This is a genomic window from Collinsella sp. LCP21S3_A9, assembly GCF_052118785.1.
Lineage (GTDB): Bacteria > Actinomycetota > Coriobacteriia > Coriobacteriales > Coriobacteriaceae > Collinsella.
In genome coordinates this window covers 49,163-69,621 of the sequence record NZ_JBQKGN010000007.1, presented here as the reverse complement: position 1 = coordinate 69,621, position 20,459 = coordinate 49,163, and the positions used below count along the sequence as shown (strand labels likewise).

24 protein-coding genes are annotated in these 20,459 nt (G+C 59.3%); 13 read left to right on the top strand and 11 right to left on the bottom strand.

Annotated elements, in window-relative coordinates:
• Positions 1-37 precede the first annotated feature (37 nt).
• The gene (locus tag ACTQ05_RS04485; RefSeq protein WP_427747977.1) at positions 38-1,051 is read right to left on the bottom strand and encodes a dipeptidase; all 1,014 of its coding nucleotides are present in this window, start codon (positions 1,049-1,051) and stop codon (positions 38-40) included.
• Positions 1,052-1,171: 120 nt separating this feature from the next.
• Here ACTQ05_RS04485 and ACTQ05_RS04480 point away from each other — a divergent pair, with 120 nt between their 5' ends.
• The 3 genes from ACTQ05_RS04480 to ACTQ05_RS04470 all read left to right on the top strand — a co-directional run bounded on the left by ACTQ05_RS04480 (position 1,172) and on the right by ACTQ05_RS04470 (position 3,063).
• Positions 1,172-1,600: an FKBP-type peptidyl-prolyl cis-trans isomerase gene (locus tag ACTQ05_RS04480; RefSeq protein WP_055286916.1), complete on the top strand. Its 429-nt coding sequence runs from the start codon at positions 1,172-1,174 to the stop codon at positions 1,598-1,600.
• Positions 1,601-1,603: 3 nt separating this feature from the next.
• Positions 1,604-2,182 (top strand): urease accessory protein UreE, encoded by a 579-nt coding sequence (locus ACTQ05_RS04475; protein WP_441048578.1) that lies wholly within the window; start codon positions 1,604-1,606, stop codon positions 2,180-2,182.
• An 83-nt stretch (positions 2,183-2,265) separates the two neighbouring features.
• Complete coding sequence (locus ACTQ05_RS04470) at positions 2,266-3,063, top strand: HAD-IIB family hydrolase (protein WP_441056944.1); 798 nt, start codon at positions 2,266-2,268, stop codon at positions 3,061-3,063.
• Positions 3,064-3,138: 75 nt separating this feature from the next.
• Here the strand turns inward: ACTQ05_RS04470 and ACTQ05_RS04465 are convergent, their stop codons facing one another.
• The 5 genes from ACTQ05_RS04465 to ACTQ05_RS04445 all read right to left on the bottom strand — a co-directional run bounded on the left by ACTQ05_RS04465 (position 3,139) and on the right by ACTQ05_RS04445 (position 6,749).
• Complete coding sequence (locus tag ACTQ05_RS04465) at positions 3,139-3,519, bottom strand: Fur family transcriptional regulator (protein ID WP_154517406.1); 381 nt, start codon at positions 3,517-3,519, stop codon at positions 3,139-3,141.
• 61 nt (positions 3,520-3,580) lie between these two features.
• A complete protein-coding gene (locus tag ACTQ05_RS04460; RefSeq protein WP_427795950.1) occupies positions 3,581-3,991 on the bottom strand; it encodes an acylphosphatase in 411 nt (136 codons plus the stop codon).
• Between the two features lie 2 nt (positions 3,992-3,993).
• A complete protein-coding gene (locus ACTQ05_RS04455) occupies positions 3,994-5,100 on the bottom strand; it encodes a Gfo/Idh/MocA family protein (protein WP_441538114.1) in 1,107 nt (368 codons plus the stop codon).
• 74 nt (positions 5,101-5,174) lie between these two features.
• Positions 5,175-5,660, bottom strand: a complete 486-nt coding sequence (gene rnhA, locus ACTQ05_RS04450; RefSeq protein WP_427727777.1) for a ribonuclease HI — start codon at positions 5,658-5,660, stop codon at positions 5,175-5,177.
• A gap of 141 nt (positions 5,661-5,801) precedes the next feature.
• Positions 5,802-6,749, bottom strand: a complete 948-nt coding sequence (locus tag ACTQ05_RS04445; RefSeq protein ID WP_427747969.1) for a LysR family transcriptional regulator — start codon at positions 6,747-6,749, stop codon at positions 5,802-5,804.
• 274 nt (positions 6,750-7,023) lie between these two features.
• Between ACTQ05_RS04445 and ACTQ05_RS04440 the strand changes: the two genes are divergently transcribed.
• The 3 genes from ACTQ05_RS04440 to ACTQ05_RS04430 all read left to right on the top strand — a co-directional run bounded on the left by ACTQ05_RS04440 (position 7,024) and on the right by ACTQ05_RS04430 (position 9,827).
• Positions 7,024-8,334 (top strand): O-acetylhomoserine aminocarboxypropyltransferase/cysteine synthase family protein, encoded by a 1,311-nt coding sequence (locus ACTQ05_RS04440; protein WP_441538111.1) that lies wholly within the window; start codon positions 7,024-7,026, stop codon positions 8,332-8,334.
• 312 nt (positions 8,335-8,646) lie between these two features.
• The gene (locus tag ACTQ05_RS04435; RefSeq protein ID WP_154517392.1) at positions 8,647-9,423 is read left to right on the top strand and encodes a hypothetical protein; all 777 of its coding nucleotides are present in this window, start codon (positions 8,647-8,649) and stop codon (positions 9,421-9,423) included.
• A gap of 185 nt (positions 9,424-9,608) precedes the next feature.
• On the top strand, positions 9,609-9,827 hold the full coding sequence (locus tag ACTQ05_RS04430; protein WP_154517389.1) for a hypothetical protein: 219 nt from the start codon (positions 9,609-9,611) through the stop codon (positions 9,825-9,827).
• Between the two features lie 91 nt (positions 9,828-9,918).
• Here the strand turns inward: ACTQ05_RS04430 and ACTQ05_RS04425 are convergent, their stop codons facing one another.
• From ACTQ05_RS04425 to ACTQ05_RS04415, 3 genes are all read right to left on the bottom strand, one after another.
• On the bottom strand, positions 9,919-10,533 hold the full coding sequence (locus tag ACTQ05_RS04425) for a ketopantoate reductase family protein (protein WP_441538109.1): 615 nt from the start codon (positions 10,531-10,533) through the stop codon (positions 9,919-9,921).
• The gene (locus tag ACTQ05_RS04420; protein WP_441538108.1) at positions 10,503-10,832 is read right to left on the bottom strand and encodes a ketopantoate reductase family protein; all 330 of its coding nucleotides are present in this window, start codon (positions 10,830-10,832) and stop codon (positions 10,503-10,505) included. The genes ACTQ05_RS04425 and ACTQ05_RS04420 overlap by 31 nt, the downstream gene beginning before the upstream one ends.
• Positions 10,833-10,949: 117 nt before the next feature.
• Positions 10,950-11,720, bottom strand: a complete 771-nt coding sequence (locus tag ACTQ05_RS04415; RefSeq protein WP_441048582.1) for a cyclase family protein — start codon at positions 11,718-11,720, stop codon at positions 10,950-10,952.
• 162 nt (positions 11,721-11,882) lie between these two features.
• Here ACTQ05_RS04415 and ACTQ05_RS04410 point away from each other — a divergent pair, with 162 nt between their 5' ends.
• The 6 genes from ACTQ05_RS04410 (at position 11,883) to ACTQ05_RS04385 (ending at position 17,680) form a co-directional block, all read left to right on the top strand.
• Entirely contained in the window at positions 11,883-13,073 is a 1,191-nt protein-coding gene (locus ACTQ05_RS04410) for an aldo/keto reductase (protein WP_441538106.1), read from the top strand.
• A 95-nt stretch (positions 13,074-13,168) separates the two neighbouring features.
• Positions 13,169-14,035: a deoxyribonuclease IV gene (locus ACTQ05_RS04405; protein ID WP_441538104.1), complete on the top strand. Its 867-nt coding sequence runs from the start codon at positions 13,169-13,171 to the stop codon at positions 14,033-14,035.
• Between the two features lie 147 nt (positions 14,036-14,182).
• The gene (locus ACTQ05_RS04400; protein WP_118345556.1) at positions 14,183-15,043 is read left to right on the top strand and encodes an ABC transporter substrate-binding protein; all 861 of its coding nucleotides are present in this window, start codon (positions 14,183-14,185) and stop codon (positions 15,041-15,043) included.
• A gap of 116 nt (positions 15,044-15,159) precedes the next feature.
• A complete protein-coding gene (locus ACTQ05_RS04395; protein ID WP_441538102.1) occupies positions 15,160-16,521 on the top strand; it encodes an ABC transporter permease subunit in 1,362 nt (453 codons plus the stop codon).
• A gap of 12 nt (positions 16,522-16,533) precedes the next feature.
• A complete protein-coding gene (locus tag ACTQ05_RS04390; RefSeq protein WP_022094423.1) occupies positions 16,534-17,286 on the top strand; it encodes an amino acid ABC transporter ATP-binding protein in 753 nt (250 codons plus the stop codon).
• Between the two features lie 175 nt (positions 17,287-17,461).
• On the top strand, positions 17,462-17,680 hold the full coding sequence (locus tag ACTQ05_RS04385; RefSeq protein WP_427747961.1) for a heavy-metal-associated domain-containing protein: 219 nt from the start codon (positions 17,462-17,464) through the stop codon (positions 17,678-17,680).
• Between the two features lie 20 nt (positions 17,681-17,700).
• Here the strand turns inward: ACTQ05_RS04385 and ACTQ05_RS04380 are convergent, their stop codons facing one another.
• Together ACTQ05_RS04380 and ACTQ05_RS04375 are read right to left on the bottom strand one after the other, a co-directional pair.
• Entirely contained in the window at positions 17,701-18,126 is a 426-nt protein-coding gene (locus ACTQ05_RS04380; protein ID WP_427718560.1) for a hypothetical protein, read from the bottom strand.
• Entirely contained in the window at positions 18,119-19,645 is a 1,527-nt protein-coding gene (locus ACTQ05_RS04375; RefSeq protein ID WP_441538132.1) for a Y-family DNA polymerase, read from the bottom strand. The genes ACTQ05_RS04380 and ACTQ05_RS04375 overlap by 8 nt, the downstream gene beginning before the upstream one ends.
• Before the next feature lie 280 nt (positions 19,646-19,925).
• On the opposite strand from ACTQ05_RS04375, the gene ACTQ05_RS04370 reads away from it, so the two are divergent.
• Positions 19,926-20,429 carry an iron-containing alcohol dehydrogenase gene (locus ACTQ05_RS04370; RefSeq protein WP_441538100.1) on the top strand — a complete coding sequence of 168 codons (504 nt, stop codon included), beginning with the start codon at positions 19,926-19,928 and terminating at the stop codon, positions 20,427-20,429.
• The last annotated feature ends 30 nt before the right edge of the window (positions 20,430-20,459 follow it).

Here is a 20,459-nt window from a genome sequence, read left to right as displayed (position 1 = left end):
ACCGTTCGGCATGCCGGCCCGATCAAGGGATGTGAAATTAATAACGCTCAAAGAAGGCAAGCGCGTTGTCGCTGCAGAGCTTTTGCATCACGGTCTTGCCAAAATGCTTGGAGAGCATGTTCTGGAACTCGGGCATCTTGCTGGCATCGGAGAGGAAAGCGGGCACCGTGGCGCCGTCCCAGTCGCCGCCGAGCGCGATGACGTCCTCGCCGCCCAGGTCGAGCCAGTGCTCGATATGTGCCGCTAGCTGATCGAAGGTGACGTCTGCGGCGGTCTTGTCGGTTGCGTCGTTGGAAAGGAACTCGCTGCAGTAGTTGAGGCCGACGATGCCACCCATGTCGCGAATGGTGCGGAACTGGTCGTCGGTAAGGTTGCGTTTGGCGCCGCAAACCGCACGGGAGTTGGAGTGGCTGGCGACGAAGGGACGCGTGGCGCGGGCGGCGACCTCGTCAAAGCACTCATCGTTGAGATGGGAGACGTCAAGCACCATGCCGGCGTGCTCCATCTGCGTAAGTGCTTCGATGCCGGCGGCGGTGAGGCCGGCGTGGGTATCGTGTCCGCTCGCGAGCGGCCCCTGCGCATTCCAGCTGAGTGACGACATGAGTACGCCCAAGCTCTTGAGCACCTCGATCAGTGCGGGGTCCTCGGCAAAGAACGTGGCGTTTTCGATGGTGTGGATGCAAGCGACCTTGCCGTCCTTGAGCGCGGGGCGAATGTCCGCGGCGCTGCGTACGTTGACCATGCGGTCGTGGTTGAGCATGGCCTGGCCGCTCATATGCGCCATGATCTGCGCCTGGAAGCGCGCGGCGTGGGCGGTGGGAATCTCGTCGGGGATAAACGTGGCGAAGCACTGTGCCCACGGTGTGTTGCCGATCTTTGCGAGCGAGATGGCGCAGGCGTTGCCCTCGATGAGGTCGAAATCTTGCGGATGCGTCTCGTCGCCGGGGAAATAACCGTCGGTGCCGGCGGTAAAGCGCAGGTCGAGATCGAGCGTGGCCCAGCCGATGCGGTCGGCGGTGTCACAGTGTAGGTCAAATACGGGATATGCCATGGTTCCTCCGGTTGCAGCGTTTCTTTGCAAACTGTCTTCGAATTGTATGACTAGGGTATAGTTAGCGCCATACGTTCATGGCGGCCCGCGTTGTGTGCCGCCCTTATCACGGAGGTTTCCATGTCCAACCAGGGCAAGAAGGTCAAGACCCATTATCGCGGCACGCTCGACGACGGCACGCAGTTCGATAGCTCCTACGATCGCGGCGAGCCGCTGGAGTTCACCTGCGGTGCCGGTCAGATGATCAAGGGCTTCGATGCCGCTGTTGTCGACATGCAGGTGGGCGAGAAGAAGACCGTGCACATTCCTGCTGCCGATGCCTACGGCGAGCACAATCCCGAGATGGTTATCACCTTCCCGGCCGAGCAGGTTCCCAACATCGAGCAGATCGAGAAGGGCATGAAGCTCTTCCTGTCCACGCCGAGCGGCATGCCTGTCCCTGCCGTTGTCATCGATGTGACGCCCGAGGCCGTGACGCTCGATGCTAACCACGAGCTGGCCGGCAAGGATCTCAACTTTGATATCGAGCTCGTCGAGGTCGAGGGTTAGAGTATGCCTGAACGCTTGGTTTCGACGACATGCTTGGGAAATCTCAACGATCCGTCCTATGAACTCCTGCTTCGTCGGGAGCTGGGTGGCATCTTTGAAGTTGACGAGCTGCTGCTCGATTGGGACCAGGCTGATGTATGCGCGTTTGCGGGCGTGACGGAGCTGGGGCGCACGGTCGATGTTCGGCTAGATGCTGCCGACGGCAGTCGTCTTGCCGACGGCGACGTGCTCGCCATCGACCGTTCGGGCATGGTGCCCGTGGCGGTTGTCGTACGCCTGCGCAGCGCCGAGGTCTATTTGGTCGAAGTCGACCGCATGGATCCGATTGCGCTCGCGCATGCGTGCTGGGAGATCGGCAATATGCACGCGCCGCTTTTCCGAGGCGATTCGGACGAGCATACCGTGCGCATGTATACGCCGGTGCAGCCTGTTTTGGGCCGCATGCTCCGGGGCGTCGAGGGCGTTATGCTCTCGGTGGTTAGCCGTGAACTCGATACGGACCGGCGTTTTGCGTCGAGTGCGGCGTATGCCGTTGTGAGCATGGCTCCCGACTTTACGATCGTAAAAAAGGCGCGCGGTTAACGTGCGTATGAGCAAGACGGAATTTGAGAGGCAGCTATTCAAAGTCCGTCTTGCTGTTGATGAGGTGCTGTGGGGGAAAGCATATGGGTCTTGAGGGAATCAAGCTGATTGCATGCGATTTGGACGGCACGTTGCTGCATCCGGGGGAGTGCGAGCCGCGTTCCGAGGCCTTTGAGCTTATCGATGAGCTGCATCGTCGTGGCATCGTGTTTATGCCGGCGAGCGGCCGTCAATATGCGAGCTTGCGCTATCTGTTTGCCCCGGTGGCCGATGAGCTCGCCTATGTATGCGAAAACGGAGCCCTCGTGATGAGCGAGGGGCGTGCCGTTGTCAAGCGTTCCATGGAGCGTAACCTTGCTATGGATATCGCGAATGCCGTGGTTGCGTATCCCCATGCCGACGTGACCCTTTCCTGCGAGGGGCACCTCTACACCATAAGCGGCAACGATGCATTCGTCGACCATTTGCGCTACGAGGTCCATTGCGATGTGGCGGTGGTCGAACGTCCCGAGGACATCGACGAGGACGTCATTAAGATCGCGTTTCAAACGCCCGAGACAGAGCAGCCGGCGGCGCTGGAGTATTTCGTCCGTCGCTTTGGCGACCGGGTCGATGTGATGACGTCGGGAACCGAATGGACCGACTTTATCGGCTTTGATTCGGGCAAGGGGTCCGCGCTTGCCGATTATGGTCGTGCGCTGGGGATCTCACCTAACGAAATGATGGCGTTTGGCGATAATGAAAACGACCGCGACATGCTCAACGTGGTGGGCCATCCCTATCTGATGGAGAGCTGCAATCCCAGTATGCGCGGTATCAACGACCGCGTCCGTTACGTGCGCACGGTCGAAGAAGAGCTGCGTCGCCTACTTGCTGAGTAGACATTTGGGACATGCCTGGAAATCTTTCTTTTGCCGCAATCGGTGAAAAGTTGATTTTAAGGCATGCCCCAAAATCTACCTACAGTTGGGGCAGAGGCCCTCGAAGATGGTGTAGTGCGAGCTGACGCTCCATCCGATTTGTTCGGATGCCCTGGCGTCGAGCTGGGTATTGAAGGGGAGCGGCACATCGATGACGCGGCCACACGAGGTGCAGATGATATGCGCATGCGGCTCGATGGCACGATCGAAGCGGCTGCCGCCCGGCGTTTTAATCGAGAGAATCTCCCCGGCATCGGCCAAGAGATTGAGGTTGCGGTAGACCGTACCGCGGCTGATTTTGTCATCCTGCGCGCGCACAGCGTTGTAGATCTCTTCGGCGGTGGGATGGTTGTAGCTTTGGCGCACGGCATCAAGAACTAGCTTTCGCTGCCTGGTATTCCTTCTTTGCACCGCCATGCGCCTCGCCTCTTTTCTATTAACGGTCGTAGGTAAATGATACCGTATTTAGCACACAATACTAATAATGAGGAGTGAAACCGTCTTCATTGGCAAGTGGGGCTCGGACCTGGGCGTCTACGAGGCGAAAACGCGTTCCCATGCGCTCGTAGGAGGCATGAAGCGCCTCGAGATGAGATAGGATGTTTGCTGGAGCTCCCTGTATCTCCATCTCGACTGAGCCGTCTTCCATGTTACGCACCCAGCCGGTGAGTGCGCGTGCCTGCGCGAGGTTGGTGTTGGTAAAGCGAAAACCAACGCCTTGGACCTGTCCCTCCCAGCGCAGGAAATAGCGCAGGGGAGTGTCTTGAGTGGCCTCGTCGCTTGCGAGCACAGTAAGCCTGCGGCGCAGCTCGAGCTCGACGCCAGAGGGCTTTTGGGGCTCGCGGCTGCCGCCGGCGACGCCCGAGAAAAGCTTGTCGAAAATACCCATCGCTAGGCCTGCTTGACAGAATCGGCGGGGAAGGTAATGCCGGTCTGTTGGCGCACGGCATCCATGATGCGCAGCGAGACAAGCGTGACATCGCGATAGTGGCCAAGCTCGTGACGTCCCGCCGGGGTCTCCCAAATCTCTTCCTTGACGTTATCGATGCCGCCGATGGCGGTGATAAAGTCTGCGAGTTCGTATTCCATGGTGTTGCTCGATTTGGGCAGGTCGAGCACGCGGCCGTTGTCGCTCTGTTCGCGCGGCGCCTCGGTCGCCGAGCCGCGTACGACATCGCCGCGATAGTCGATGCGGACGTTGCGGGGCGTGGACAGATGGTCAATCTGGATAGTGCCACGCTCGCCTTCGATCTGCGAGGTCAGTAGGTCATTCGTAATTTTGGAGTGCGCGAGCTCGACGGAGATACGGCCACCGCCGTAGCTGGCGAGGATGGAACCGCAGCCATCGATGGGGCCATGGGTGAGCTCTTGCGTGGTGGGGTCGAGCAGAGTAGCCATGCTCGTAAGGCCTGAGGGCATGCCGAAGATCTCGACCATGGGCTCGACGGTGTAGACGCCAATATCCATGAGGGAGCCCGAGGCCATGTGGCAGTCGAAGATGTTGGTGGCGCGTCCCGCGAGAACCTCGTTGTAGCGTGAAGAATACTTGCCAAAGCGCAGTGAGGCGCGGCGGATGGGCGCAATCTCGCCCAGGGCGTCCTCGATGGCGTGGAAAGCGGGGTCATGGAGCGGGCGCATGGCCTCGAGGGCTACGACGCCCGCCGCCTCGGCGGCGCGGAAGACTTCCAGCGCCTGCGCCTCGGTGGCGCAGAAGGGCTTCTCGACGATGACGTGCTTGCCGCTGGCGATGCAGGCAAGGGCCTGCTCGTAGTGAAGTGCGTTCGGGCTGCCGATATAGACGGCGTCGACGTCGGCGGCTGCTGCAAGCTCATCAAGTGAAGTAAAGTTTCGTTCGCCGCCGTGCTCGGCAGTAAAGGCGGCGCCGCGCTCGGCGTTGCGCGAGAGCGTGCCTACGAATACAGCCTGGTCGTTGGCATTGACGACCTGGATAAAGTCGTCGGTGATCATGGATGTGCCGATGGTCGCGATGCGCAGCATACGTCCCCCTTGCGTTGTTTTGGTCTACAGGATGAGTGTAGCGCGTGGGGATATAAAGCTGCGCGAAAACGCTATTACAGGTCGCTCTCGTTAAAGCCGGTGTCGATATCGAGGTTGACTCCATCGGCCGCGGTGGTGGCGAGCTCGTCGCAGCGCTCGTTGAGCTCGTGGCCGGCATGCCCCTTAACCCAGATGAACTCCACCTTATGCTTGCTCTTTGCGGCAAGCAGGCGCTCCCACAGGTCGCGGTTCTTAACGGGCTGCTTGTTGGCAGTTTTCCACCCGCGCTTTTTCCAGCCGTCGATCCAGTGCTTGTTAAAGGCGTTGACGACGTACTGCGAGTCGGAGTGGACCTCGACCTCGCAGGGACGGTTGAGTGCCTCGAGCGCCACGATGACCGCCATGAGCTCCATGCGGTTGTTGGTGGTCTTGGCGTAGCCACGCGAAAGCTCGGAGGTGAAGGTCTTGCCGGCGGGGTTGGTGTATTTGAGCACGGCGCCGTAGCCACCGCGTCCCGGATTGGATCGAGCCGAGCCGTCGGTATAGATGATGACCTTCACAGACTTCCTTTCGTCGAGTTCCTCTCTTGCGGCTGTCTATTGTAGCGCCCGGTCCATCCTGTTTTATGCGAGGCGTGCCGCTCCACAAGGATGGTGGAGACGTTGTCGCCAAGAAAGATGGGCGACCTGAATTGTCAAGAGCTAGAGGGCTTTTAAATCTGCCATTTCTATCCCGTCCCCAAATGGTTGGTTTTCGTGGATGATGCGATCGAGTTCGTCGAGGTATTGCCGCAGCAGGGGAGAGGGCTTGCGCTCATCGTGCATGATGTAGCCCACGCGCATCGTTGGAGCGTCTGCCAACGGGATCGATGCCATGCCCCATTGCATTTCATTGGAGAGGACACCGGTCGACAAAGTGTAACCGTTCGACGTGATGAGCAGATTGGTGAGTGTGCCACGGTCGGAAACGCGGATGTTGCGGTCGCAGGGGATATAGCTAAACGGCTCCTCGGCGTAATAGAAGGAGTTTGAGGTCCCCTGCTCAAAGCTGTAGCGCGTATAGGGCGTAAGGTCGGCAAGCGATAGCTGGGGGCGGCGTGCGAGCGGATGGCGCTCGCTAACGAAGACGTGGACCGTTGCATCGAAGAGGGGATGGAAGCTTGCGCGGGCGTCGGCGAAGGCCTTCTGCAGGACGCGGGCGTTAAAGTCATCCAGATACAGAATGCCGATATCGCTGCGAAATGCGCGGACGTCGTCGATGATCTGTGACGTGGTGGTCTCGCGCATGATGAACTCAAACTTACTGTCGCGGCAGCGCTCGACGACGTTGACAAAGGCTTCGACCGAAAAAGCGTAGTGCTGGGCCGAGACGGCAAGGCGTGCCTGGGGTGTGCCGCCGTCCTCGTAGCGGGCCTCGAGCATATCGGCCTGCTCTACGACCTGGCGCGCATAGCCTAAAAGCTCGGTGCCGTCGTTGGTGAGTGTGACGCCGCGGCTGGAGCGCGTAAAGATTTCCAGACGGAGCTCCTGCTCTAGGCTTTTGACGGCGTTGGAGATATTGGATTGCGCGGTATAGAGGCGCTGAGCTGCGGCGTTAATTGAGCCGGATTCTGCCACGGCGATAAGAAAACGAAGCTGCTGGAGGGTCATCGGCACCCGTCCTTTCGATAGCTATCTAAAAAACCGATAACAGGTTAGCGCTTTTAAGTGATTGACCGCGCGAAACAATGCTCGTACTATTCAAAACACACAAAGGCGGTAGGTAATTAAGCCGACCACGAGAACGGGATGTCAAAAGGAGGACCGCATATGAACTGCTTACTAAGACGAATGCCGGGCTCCTGCTTGCGCCCGTCGGCGTGATCAGGAGACGGCGACTTACTTCTCTTACTCTTATTACTTTTGTTCGATCAAGGAGATCATCATGAGCCAGTTTATCAACAACCCCGAGCACACCTTTGGTTTCGACACCCTGCAGCTGCACGTTGGCCAGGAGAGCGCCGACCCCGCATCCGATTCCCGCGCCGTGCCTATCTACCAGACCACGAGCTATGTGTTCCGCAACTCCCAGCACGCCGCTGACCGCTTTGGCCTTGCCGACGCCGGTAATATCTACGGTCGTCTGACCAACTCCACCCAGGGCGTCTTTGAGGACCGCATTGCCGCGCTCGAGGGCGGCGTTGCAGGTCTTGCCGTCGCCTCTGGCGCCGCCGCCATCACCTATACCCTGCAGGCCCTCGCTCAGGCCGGCGACCATGTGGTGGCCCAAAAGACCATCTACGGTGGTTCCTACAACCTGCTGGAGCACACGCTCTCCCAGTTTGGTGTCGAGACCACCTTCGTCGATGCCCACAACCTGGACGAGGTCGAGGGCGCCATCAGGGACAACACCACGGTCATTTACGTCGAGACGCTCGGTAACCCCAACTCCGATATCCCCAACATCGACGCTATCTCCGAGGTCGCTAAGAAGCATGGTCTTCCGGTTGTTGTCGATAACACCTTCGGCACCCCGTATCTGTTCCGTCCGCTGGAGCACGGCGCCAACATCGTCGTTCACTCTGCAACTAAGTTTATTGGCGGCCACGGCACCTCGTTGGGCGGCGTGATTATCGATGGCGGCAACTTTGACTGGAAGGCGAGCGGCAAGTATGCGCAGATCGCCGAGCCCAATCCCTCCTACCATGGCGTCTCGTTTGCCGAGGCCGCCGGCCCCGCTGCCTTCGCGACCTATGTCCGTGCTATCTTGCTGCGTGACGAGGGCGCCTGCATTAGCCCGTTTAACGCCTGGGTCCTGCTCCAGGGTACCGAGACCCTGTCGCTGCGCGTTGACCGCCATGTCGAGAACACCAAGAAGGTCGTTGAGTTCCTGATCGGTGACGGCCATGTTGCCAAGGTGAACCACCCGAGCCTGCCCGAGCACCCCGACCATGAGCTGTACCAGAAGTATTTCCCCCGTGGCGGCGCCTCGATCTTCACCTTCGAGATCAAGGGCGGCCAGGAGGCTGCTTGGAAGTTCATCGACCACCTGCAGGTGTTCTCGCTGCTCGCCAACGTAGCCGACGTCAAGTCGCTCGTCGTGCACCCGGCTACCACCACGCACTCCCAGCTCTCTGCCGAGGAGCTTGCCGAGCAGAACATTACGCCCTCTACAATCCGTCTTTCCATTGGTACCGAGAACGCCGAGGACATCATTTGGGATCTGAAGCAGGCCTTTGCCGCGCTGGACGAGTAGGGCGACTTGTGCAAGGGCCCCTTGCGACTCGATAGGTATAACTGCATAAAATGCCTGCTCAAGGCGCCTGCGCGAACAATGGTTGCGCAGGCGCCTTTTTTGCATAGGAAGGGCGCTATTACAGGGTTTTTGGCATGCTTTATGCATGCGAGTTGTGGAAAACTCCTGTTGAGAGGATGTGAGTTTTACGCAAATGACGTGCACCTTTTGAGAAAAACCGCAGGTCGCGATTTACTCGGGGTACTATGCAGCGCGATCGAATCACACGCAGCTTAAACGCAGCAAAAACTCACTACGGAGGTTTCCAGCTACATGAGGATCGATTCACGAAAACCGAAGGCCGCCGCCCTTTCTGCCACGCTTGCCGTGGCGCTTTTAGTGGGTGCCGGCGTAACCGATGCCCACGCGGCAACACTGTCCGACGCGGTCGGATCCACGCCGTCCGAGGCGACCCTGATGCAGCCCGTCGACTATCGTGGCGACGGCTTTGGCTCCATGCAGGAGTGGAACGCCTCGATGGGGGCCAAGCGCGATTCCCTAGAGGTCCGCGCGCAGATCATCATGAACATGTACGGTGACTATGCCACCGATGACGAGCGCGCTGTACTGCAGGGTTGTATCGACGGTGCGGGCAGTCTTTTGACGATGGAGGAGGTCGACGCGAAGTCGGCCGAGCTCGACGAGCTTCGCTCCACGCTCGAGGATGCTAAGCGCGAGGCGCTCGAGGCTGCGGCCGTCGAGGCAGAAGCTGCCGAGGCCGTTCAGGCTTCGTATTACAACGCCGGCTCCGGCTCGTCTTACGCGTCTGCTGCGTATTACGCGAACGGCTCGGGCCTGACGCGCTCGGGCGGCGTCAATAACTACAACGGTCGTCGCGAGACCTATTACAGCAGCAACGTGCTGTATCACCACCGCACGGGTGAGTGGACGCTGGATTCCGAGGGCTTTTGGCGTGATTCCGACGGCTACTACGTGGTGGCTGCGAGCGATAAGTCCCAGGGCTCGACCTTTACGGGCTCTAAGGGCGAGTGCAAGGTCTACGATTCGGGTTGCGCAGCCGGAACTACCGATTACTACACCGGTTGGTAATCTGACGGCATCGATTGCACATGATGGACGGGCGTCTTTACCGAGCTTTCGGGCAATGTAAAGTCGCCCGTTTTTATATGCATTTGGGTTAACAGAGCCCTTACCGTGGCACTACGTTGGGCATATGGGCGCGGGGCACACTAAGTCATGAGAAACAAGGTCTTTCTCGTGGAGGAAGTGATCCCATGAACGCTCGAGATGTCGCTATTGCCGTCGTTGCCCTTTTGATCGGATGTCTTGGTCCGACGGCGGCGTTAGTTGCCGGCTTGCAGTCCACTACGGGTGCTGCTCCTGTGGTTGTGAGCGCCTTGATTGCGGCGGCGCTGTTGGGAAGCGCCGGCGTGGTGCTTTGCCGCGATGACGAGGACGAGGTCCCGGAGTCGCAAAACGAGCCTCAGTTTTAGCCTCGGCCTAAATGCGACAGGCCTTCGCGAGCGATGGGATCCTCGCGAAGGCCTGTCTGCTTACATTGCGCGCGTCGCCGTGCGGGCGAGGCTACCAGCTGCTTTCTATTTCGCGAATCCTCTGGTAGAGCCAATCGTTTTGCGGCACTTGGATATCGTGTTTGGCGGCCAGGCGGCAGATGGTGCCCGCGAACTCCTCGACTTCGGTTTTACGTTGTGCGATGCGGTCCTGCGCCATCGAGGGCATGCCGGCGGGATCGATTCCCTCGATGAGGTGCACCATCTGCGTCAGGTCTGCCTCGGTCAGCTCAACGCCCTCGGCGTTGGCGACCGCAAGTGTCTCGCGCATGGCGGAAACAAAGCAGCGACGCTGCTCGGAGTCCTGTTCCGTGGCGCTCCCGTACGTGCCGCCGTAGGCCATGCAGGTCTGGTTGATGCCATCGTTGAGCATGAGTTTGGCCCACATGCGGTGCGCAATGTCGCTCTCGACGGTATGGGCGATGCCGCAGCGCGTGTAGAGCTCATCGATGGCGGTGACGGTTGCGGGCTCGGTGCCTGCTGCCGCGCCAAAGCGAATCTCGCCCGCATTGGTAAAGGTGAGCGCGCCGTTAAGGAATACGGCGTCCATGCCCTGGCAGATGCCCAGGACGGTGTGCTTCCAGCCAAAGCGCTCGGCTATTTTTGCTCGCTCGTAATGCCGTTGCACAGCGAGGCGATGAGCGTGTTGGGTCCCACGACGCGCTCCATAGTCTTGAGTGCTTGGTCGAGCCCCGTCGTCTTGACCGTGAGAATGACCAGATCGGCGGGCGTTGCCTCGCTGGCGCGGACGGACTTGAGCGTGCAGGGCTTTCCGTTGACGGTGAGCGCATCGCCCACGTGGCGCTCGAAACGCGCGTCATCCATGACGTATTCGACGGCATCGTTGCCGAGGGCCTTGGCAATCATACTGCCGTAGAGCAGGCCGACGCCGCCCTTGCCGATAAAGGCGACCTTGTTGATCTGCATGTGAATCATCTCCCCATATAAAAGGCGCCCGCATATGGGGCGCCTGATGGATTGTATGCCGCTGGGGCATGTGGCGTACACCGGAGGCTGAATTTAGAAGAACAAATGCATGGGAACTTATGCCGCGGGGCAGATGGCAAAAACGCGCGCGGGATATCCAACGCCATCGCGCACCTTGGGGAAGGTGCAGAAGATGACGGCGCCTGTGGCAGGAAGCTCGTCCAGATGGTCCATGACCTCGATCTGGTAACGGTCGACCGAGAGGATGTACTGCTCGCCGGGGTAGGGGTAGGCGTCCTCGCGTGTGGTCACGGATGCGGGGTCGGTGTCTGCCGGCTCGTGGCCGATAGCGCCGATGTTGCGCTCTTCTACAAGCCATTTGATGGCGTCGAGGTCCCAGCCGGGGTAGTGGGGCTGGCCGTCCTCGTCCTTGTTTTCGAGGTCGGCGAGCTTGGACCAGTCGGAGCGGAAGGCGACGAAAGCGTCCTCGGGAATGCGACCGTGCTCGCCCTCCCAAGCTTTGAGGTCATCGATAGTCAGGATAAAGTCGGGGTTTGCGGCGCACTCCTCGTGCTTATCGATCACGCAGAGCGGATGCATAAACTCGACGGGCTCGATCTCGCCGAGGGAGCGGCCGTCAACATGAAAGTGGCGCGGCGCATCGACGTGGGTGCCGTACTGCGAGGCGACCGAATACTGGAAGCAACGCATGGGCGCGAGCATATCTTCGGGCGTGCCGGGCAGGTAGTCGAAGAGCTTGGTGGACTCAAATGGCTTAAAGCCAAACCAGTGCGGGGTGTCGCACGAGAGCGTGTGGGTGAGGTCGATCCAGCGGTAATCGGTGCTTTTGAGCTGGGTGGCGAGGTTCCAAAGGTCGAGCGTGGGCATGGCTGGCTCCTTTCATCGGACTTTTTGCTGATGTTAAAGCGCTGCCATGACGACTCGATTTCTGTTGGGTTACGATACGTTCTCGATTGCGGTTCCGATGTGTTTCGGTGGCGTGACGGGTTTGTTTCGCCGCGTCAGAGCTTCGATGGGGGAGGAGGGGCCGTGCAGTATCGCGTTGACCCCAAAAGCGGTAACCGTATCTCGGCGTTGGGGCTGGGGTGCATGAGGTTTCCCGGTGCGCCGGGACGCCCCGATGCGAAGACAGCCGATACTATCATTTCCCGTGCGGTGGAGCAGGGGATTAATTATCTGGATACGGCTTATCTTTATCCCGGCAACGAGGCTTGCGTAGGCGCTTCGCTTGAGCGCTTGGGCCTGCGCGACCAGGTTTTGCTCGCGACCAAGCTGCCGCACGCCTCGTGCAAGTGCGCGGAGGATTTCGACCGTTTCTTTGATGAGCAGCTGCGCCGCCTGCGGACTGACCATATCGACTACTACCTCATGCACAACATCACCTCGCCCGCCCAGTGGGAACGCGTGGTGGCACTGGGTATCGAGGATTGGATTGTGCGCCAAAAGGCTGCGGGGCGTATTCTCCGGATCGGTTTTTCGTACCACGGCAGTGCGGCGGACTTCCTCACGATGCTCGATGCTTATGAGTGGGACTTTTGCCAGATCCAGTACAACTACGCCGGAGAGCACTATCAGGCGGGGACGGCGGGGCTCATGGCGGCTGCTGAACGTGGGCTTGCGGTATTTGTAATGGAGCCGCTTTTGGGCGGACGTCTGGCAGGTAAGTTGCCGCCGCGGGCCCGCGCTGTGCTCGATAGCGCCCGTGACCCGCATTTGTGCACTCCTGCCGCTTGGGGGCTTTCGTGGGTGTGGAATCATCCTCAGGTGACGATGCTGCTTTCGGGTATGACCGATACCGCGCAGGTGGATGAGAACGCGGCGTTGGCCGATCGGGCCCTGCCGGATTCGATGACAGCTACTCAGCTCGATGCCATCGCGCACGTGCTGGAGGAGTTTGAAAAATCGAATCGCGTGCCCTGCACGGGATGCGGTTACTGCATGCCGTGTCCTAAAGGCATCAATATTCCTGGATGTTTTGCCGCCTACAACGCAAGCTATGCGCACAGCTGGTTTACGGGTCTATCGCAGTATTTTACGGCGAGCGCGGTGCGCACAAGCGAGCCCAAGTTGGTGAGCAATTGCGTCAAATGCGGCAAATGCGCGCGGCACTGCCCGCAGCATATCGATATTCCCGAGCGTCTCGACGACGTACGCCGCCGTTTTCAGCCTGGACCCGTGACGGCGGTGCTTAAGGCCTTCGGCAAAACGCGCTCCTCATGACCCTTTTATAACTTGCGGTGGAATAGTTCCTGTTTGCGGCAGAATAAGGCATCAACAGGAACTATTTCACCGTAACTGATGAGGGGGAGCTGGGGATGCTGACGATTGGGTGTCACCTATCCACGACGAAGGGCTATCGGGCGATGGGGGAGACGGCGCTATCCATTGGCGCCAATACCTTTGCATTCTTTACGCGCAACCCGCGCGGCGGCAAGGCGAAAGACCTTGACATGGATGACGTGGCGGCCCTGCGCGAGCTTATGGAACAAAACGATTTTGGTCCCCTCGTGGCCCATGCTCCGTATACCTATAACCCCTGCTCGGCCAAAGAGCGGGCGCGCGAGTTTGCCCTGGAGGCCATGGCTGAGGATCTGCAGCGTCTGGAAGCGCTGCCCGGTAACTACTACAATTTCCATCCCGGTGCGCATGTGGGACAGGGTTCCGACGCCGGCATTCAGATGATCGTCGACACCCTGTGCCAGGTGATGTTTGAGGGCCAGCAGACGACGGTGCTGCTCGAGACCATGGCTGGCAAGGGCACCGAGGTGGGCCGCCGCTTTGAGGAACTGGCGATCATCATCGAGGGCGTTGCTGACAGGCGCCCCGAGCTGTCGGCCAAGCTGGGCGTTTGCCTGGACACCTGCCATGTAAATGACGCCGGCTATGATATCGTCCAAGATCTTGACGGTGTGCTCGACGAGTTCGATCGTGTGGTAGGTATCGAGCGCCTGCGCGCTGTGCATATCAATGATTCCAAGAATCCCCGCGGTGCCCATAAGGACCGGCATGAGTGCATCGGCAAGGGTTACCTCGGCAGCGAGGAACTTGGCGGCGGAATGCAGGTTATGCAGAATATTGTATCGAATAGCCGCCTGCGATCATTGCCATTCATTTTGGAAACGCCGAACGAACTTGCAGGTTATGCGGCTGAAATTAAACTGTTAAGGTCATTGCAGCAGTAATGACTGTCATAAAGTGGAGTGTTCCATTCACGTTATGGGTTTGTTTCAATCAGTTTTCTAATTGCAGATTCTCTCACGCGGGTGCATAATAGCCCTCAGTTTTTGCAGGCCCCTGAATCACATGGGGCCATTGGAAGGAGACTGATTATGAAGCTGAAGAAGCTTGGCGCATTTGCCGCCACGGGCGCCATGGCGCTTGCCCTCGCACTGACGGGCTGCGGCTCGTCCAACGCCACCTCTGGTTCTGATGCCGGTTCCAGCAGCTCTGACGACGCTAAGGTCGAGAAGGTCGACGGCTCCAAGGAGTACGCGCTCGTCAAGGACGGTACGCTGACCGTCGGCACCTCTGCCGAGTACGCTCCGTTTGAGTACAAGGATGACAACGGCGATTATCAGGGCTTTGACCTTGAGCTCATCAAGGCTATCGGCGACAAGCTGGGCCTGGATGTCGAGTACGTCAACAACGACTTCGACACGCTCGTCCCCGGTGTCGCTTCGGGTACCAAGTATGACGTCTCCATTGCGGCTATCACCGACACGCCCGAGCGTGAGAAGGAAGTCGCTTTCTCCGATTCCTACTACATGGACGATCAGGCTATCGTGACCAAGGTCGATAACACCGACATCACGGCCGACAATTACAGCGAGAAGCTCAACAACGCCGACGCTACCATTATCGTCCAGTCTGGCTCGACCGCCGAGGCCTTTGCCCAGGAGAACTTCCCCAAGGCCAAGATCGTCCCCTACAAGGACGCTACCGAGTGCTTCAGCGCCCTGCAGTCCGATAAGGGCGATGCCGTAGTCACCAACCGCTCCGTTGCCAGCCAGCTGACCGCCGAGCAGTTCAACACCTGCCATACGGTTAAGCAGATCAGCACCGGCGAGGAGTACGCCATTGCCATCAACCAGGGCAATACCAAGCTCAAGGACGACATCAACCAGGCCATCAAGGACCTGACCGACGACGGTACCGTTGACGCCCTCATGGCTAAGTACAACATCAAGTAAACAGATACTTGATTGCGTGTGGGCCCTTTCCGTTTAGCGGAGAGGGCCTTTGCGCTTCTCTCGACGGAGAGTGTTTCCGTCTCTATTTGCCGGCAACTTCTACGATAGGAGCCACCTTGTCTCGACTGAACAAAGGGGCCGCTGGGCAGCGTTCTTCACTACCCGCCTTGCTCCAAAAGCTAGCCTGCGTCATGGCCGTGGCGCTCGCGCTGGTGTGCGTGGGGGCATCTGCGCCCTCGACTGCCCAAGCGCTTGAGACCGCAAAGATTACCGCCCGACCCAACACCGGTTCGGGCAGCGATGTGGTCGGCGGCACCGAGACACGTATTACCTGGGAAGTTCAGGCCGACGCCGACGAGGAGCTGAGCGGTCTTTCGCTGACGTTTGTCGACGGCACGACGTTTGGTACCGATGACACGCGATTGACGATGCTCTCGGGCGAGGACCTCATGGATCGCACACCCATGAAGCCCACGTGCACGGCTGATGGCCAGACGCTCAAGATCGACTTTGGCGAGACGGCGCCTGCCGGCGGCTTTTTCCGTGTCGAGGTGTACGGCGTGACCTTCCCCGTCGAAGGCGGCGACGAGGCCTTTAGCGGCACCTATACGCTCGCCGACGGTTCGACCAAGAAGATTTCCAAGATTCCTTCCGTCGAGATTAAGGGCGTGACGGCCTTCGATAACTTCCAGGCCGATCTTAAGGAACAGCAGTGGGTCGAGGCTTGGAATTCCAATATGTTCCTGCGTCTGTTCTTGAACCCGGTCATTTTGGTCCAGAGCCTGCCGGTCGTATTTAAGGGCTTCCTTATGTCGCTCTCGATCGTGCTTGTGGCGTTTCCGCTGGCAATCCCCTTTGGCTTTGCCTTGTCGCTCATGCGCATCTCCAAGTCGCGCATCCTGCGCTGTCTTGCCGGCATCTACGTGAATATCATCCGTGGTACGCCGGCGTTCCTGCAGATCTATATCGCGTTCTTTGGCCTGCCACTTGCCGGCGTCAAGGTGGACGACTACGTCTTGGGCGTTATCGTCATGGCCATGAACTCGTCTGCGTACCTGTGCGAGATCTTCCGTGCCGGTATTCAGTCGATCCCCAAGGGCCAAAACGAGGCTGCCCGCTCGCTGGGCATGAATGCCTTCCAGACGTTGCTCTACGTTATGATTCCGCAGACGTTCCGCAATGTCCTGCCTACGCTGACCAGCGAGTTTATCCTGCTTTACAAGGATACGTCGCTGCTCGCCGCCGTGGGCGTGGTCGAGATCGTCATGAATGCCCGCACCATCGTGGCGACGACGGGCTCCATCACGCCGTATGTGGTTGCCGCCCTGTTCTATCTGGTCATTACCCTGCCGCTTGCGCGCTTGGTGAGCGGTCTTGAGGCGAGGCTTCTGGGGACGGCCGAAACCAAAAAGAAGCGTCCCACCAAGAGCGCCGGACAGGTTGTCGCGACACCCGCCGATCATATTGCAGGTCTGTAAGGAGGTTCTATTATGAGCGAAACCAATAACTCGAACGAGGTCGTCGTCAGCATCAAGAATCTCCAGAAGGCCTTTGGCGATAACGTGGTCCTGCGCGACATCGATCTGGATGTGCACAAGGGTGAGGTCGTCGTGGTCCTGGGCCCCTCGGGCTCGGGCAAGTCGACGATGCTTCGCTGCATTAACCGTCTTGAGGAGCCCACGAGCGGCTCGATTGTCGTTGAGGGCGTGGATGTGTGCGCCAAGGGCGTCGACCTCAATAAGGTGCGTACGCACTTGGGCATGGTGTTTCAGCAGTTCAATCTGTTCCCGCACCTGTCGGTCAAAAAGAACGTCATGCTTGCGCAACAAAAGGTGCTCAAGCGCAGCAAGGAAGAGGCCGAGAAGATTGCCGTCGAGGAGCTGACCAAGGTCGGCCTGGCCGAGCGCATCGATTTTATGCCGAGCCAGCTTTCGGGCGGTCAACAGCAGCGCGTGGCCATCGCCCGCGCCCTGTCGATGAACCCGCACGTGATGCTCTTTGATGAGGCCACGTCGGCGCTCGACCCCGAGCTTGTCCGCGACGTCCTTGGCGTCATGCGCGATCTTGCGCGTGACGGCATGACGATGATCGTGGTGACGCACGAGATGGGCTTTGCCCGCGACGTCGCCGACCGCGTCGTCTTTATGGACGGCGGCGTTATCGTGGAGGAGGGCACGCCGAGCGAGGTCTTCGACCATCCCAAGAGCGAGCGCACCAAGGCGTTTTTGGGCAACATCTCGTAGCTGCTTTATGTGGCTGACATAGCAGAAAACGGCAAACATCATTGTGCTTGCCGTAATTGCCGGCGGCTTATTTTTTGGATTCCGGCGTATTGTCGCATCGACGCATGGCAAATGCTGTTGCGGCGATGGGGCGGGCAGAAAGAAGGTCAAGAGGGTCGCGGTCGCGGACACCGATGTGTCTCACTACCCCTATAGCGATGAGCTGCTTATTGGCGGTATGAGCTGCGGCGGCTGCGCGCAAAATGTGACGAACGCCCTCAACGCTCTCGATGGCATTTGGGCCACGGTGACGTATACAGACCACACGGCGTGCATCCGTTCTAAAAACCCGATCGATCGTGAGGTGCTTGAGGCTGCCGTGAGGGATGCGGGCTATTACGTCATAAAGCCGTAGGGCCGGGCGTACGCTTGCGCTTAGGCTCGGCCGCGCAGCTCGATGTCTTGGATATCGTCGAAGCCGATGGCGATGTCTCGGAGTTTGAGCAGCTTGAACGCGGGGAGCACTTCGTCGAGAATGCCGGTGCGGCTACGATAGCCGTATGTATCGTAATAAGTGACGCGCACCAAGTCGCCGCGTTTGAGGCCCTCGAGCTTTTTTGAAAGTTCGAGGGCTTTTTCTTCCGTGAGTTCGCATTTGGGCTCAACAGAGATCTCTTGTTTGCGCACGAGCTCGTAGTATCCCGTGAGGGCGGCAAAGGGCATAAACTGCGCGGCGCGGTTGGCGCGAACGGCACCGTTAGCGGTGAGCTTGGGGTCGGCGGAGCGACGTCTTCCCTCGGGGTCCGCCAGGCGTTCAAAAGGCGTCGGTGGCCGCATCGGCTGTTGTTGGGCCTTAGGCACGGTGTCCTCCTACCTGATCGTTGCGTTCGCGTGCGGTGGCGCCGGCGGTAAAGCTTAATCCCTTGACCAGGGCATTCTTGCCGTACTTGCCCTTCACGGCCAGAACGGCGCGGGCCAGGTCACGCTCGCGTTCATCGGCCTTAACATCGCTAAACAGATCGATGGTGGCAAATTCCTCGGGCATGAGGTTGCCAAAGCCCAAATTGATGCGCTTGACCGGTCGTTTGGGATCGACGGTCTGCGCCCAGAGCTCATCGAAATAGCCCATGATCTTCTTAAACGAATTGGTGCGCTCGGGCAGCTTGCGCGAAGCGTTAGAGTGCGCAAAGAGCGCGGCATAGCCGCCACGCGGTTTGCCGCCATGCTCTCCCACAAAGATGCCGTCGATTGCCTGTGCCTCGCGCACCAGACGGCGTCGTTCGTCATCGCGCTGGACGGGCTTGGGTGCACGGGGTGCGAGCTCGGGGCCGGCGGTTGCGGCGGGTTCGATGCTCGACGTGCTCGAACGCACATGTCCGCATCCGTCTACATATTGCGCTGTGCCGCTGGCGTCGAGGCGGCGTATGTCGGCGCGCTCGCTCGCGTAGCCCACAAAGAGCGAGATGCTGTCGCAGACCACGTGCTTATCGACCAAGTCCAGTACGGCGGCATCGACCATCTCGCGCAAGACGGTGTAGGCCTGCTCGTAGGCATAACCCTTCGAGAGCACTTGTCCTGTGGTGGTTGAAGTTGCCTGCGGGCGATAGGCCTGAATATCGGCGATAGTTGTCGGCTCACGCCCAAAGGCGTGGTCGATGAGATACTCGGCATTGACGCCGAGTTCGTCGTAAAGCAGGTTTTCGTCGAGCGCGGCGACGCCCATCAGATCGTATACCCCGTACTTTTCGAGGCGAGCTGCCACGCCGGGGCCGATGCCCCAGATATCGGTGATGGGGCGATGGGGCCAGATCTCCTTGCGAAAGGTCTCGTCGTCGAGTATGCCGATGCGGCTGGGTACGTGCTTAGCGGTAATGTCGAGCGCCACCTTGGCCTGGAATAGGTTGGGGCCGATGCCGACTGTCGCCGTGATGCCGGTGCGCGCGAGGACCTCATCGCGCAGCATGCAGGCAAAGCTTTTGGCATTGGTATGGTAGAGCTCTAGATAGGGTGTCACGTCGATAAAGCACTCGTCAATTGAGTAGACGTGAACGTCTTGCGGACTCACGTATTCAAGGTAGATACCGTAGATCTGCGCCGACACCTCCATGTAGTGCTGCATGCGCGGTACGGCCTTGATGTAGTCGATGCCGTCGGGAATCTCAAACAGACGGCAGCGGTTGTGTATCCCGAGGTCTTTCATGGCCTGGGTAATGGCGAGGCAGATGGTCGTACGCCCGCGTGATTCGTCGGCAACGACCAGGTGGGTGGTGAGCGGATCGAGCCCGCGGTCGACGCACTCGACGCTGGCGTAAAACGTCTTGAGGTCGATGCAGATATAGGTGTGACGCCCGTGCCCCACGCGTTCTCCCATCAAACACATGTTCTTATCGAATGCATGTTCGATAATACCCGCTCGTCCAGACATCGTCAAAACCTGCCAAAAAGGGACAGGTTTATTTTGGTAGGTAAAACGCTTGACCGACCAAAACAAACCTGTCCCTTTTTGGCAGGTATGGTCGGGCGGTTGCATCGGGTTTTAACGCAGCGCTAAAGAGCGCGAAACAGCTCGGAAAACCTCGCTTCGTAGCATGAGCCTAACGATCGATACCACCATAAAGCACGGAAGGGTTGTGGGGATAATGGTCAACTATGGGTTTGGTATGCCGACGCGCCTTGTTGCGGATGGAGACGTGGCTCGCTGGTGTGGACGATTGGTCGCTCACTACGGCGGCACCAAGGCGCTGGTGGTGCTGGGTGGCGACAAACATACGCGCGATGAGCTTGTCTCGGCGGCGCTCGGCTCGCTTGACCGAGCTCTGCTCGAGCGCGTGCTTTTTCGTTGCGGCTCGGTTGAGGGCGACGGGGGAGACGAGCTGATCGACGAAGCTGGGGCCCTGGCGACCGACGAAGGCGTGGACTTTGTCCTGGCGATCGGCGATGCCGATACTGCTGGCTTTGCGCGCGAACTCGCGCGTCGCATGGCGGCGCTCGATGCCGGCGAAGACGGTTTTGTCCCTTATGGATGTATTGTCTCGGAGGGCAAAGTGCCTGCCGTCGTGGGGGCCGGTGAGGTTCCCGTTTTTGCCATCATCGCTCCCGAACTGCTTGAGGGCATTGGGTCTCCTCTGCGTGAGTTGCTCGGCAGCGTGTGCGCCGCGGCCTAATGTCTGCCATAAAGAGATGGGCTATTTTTG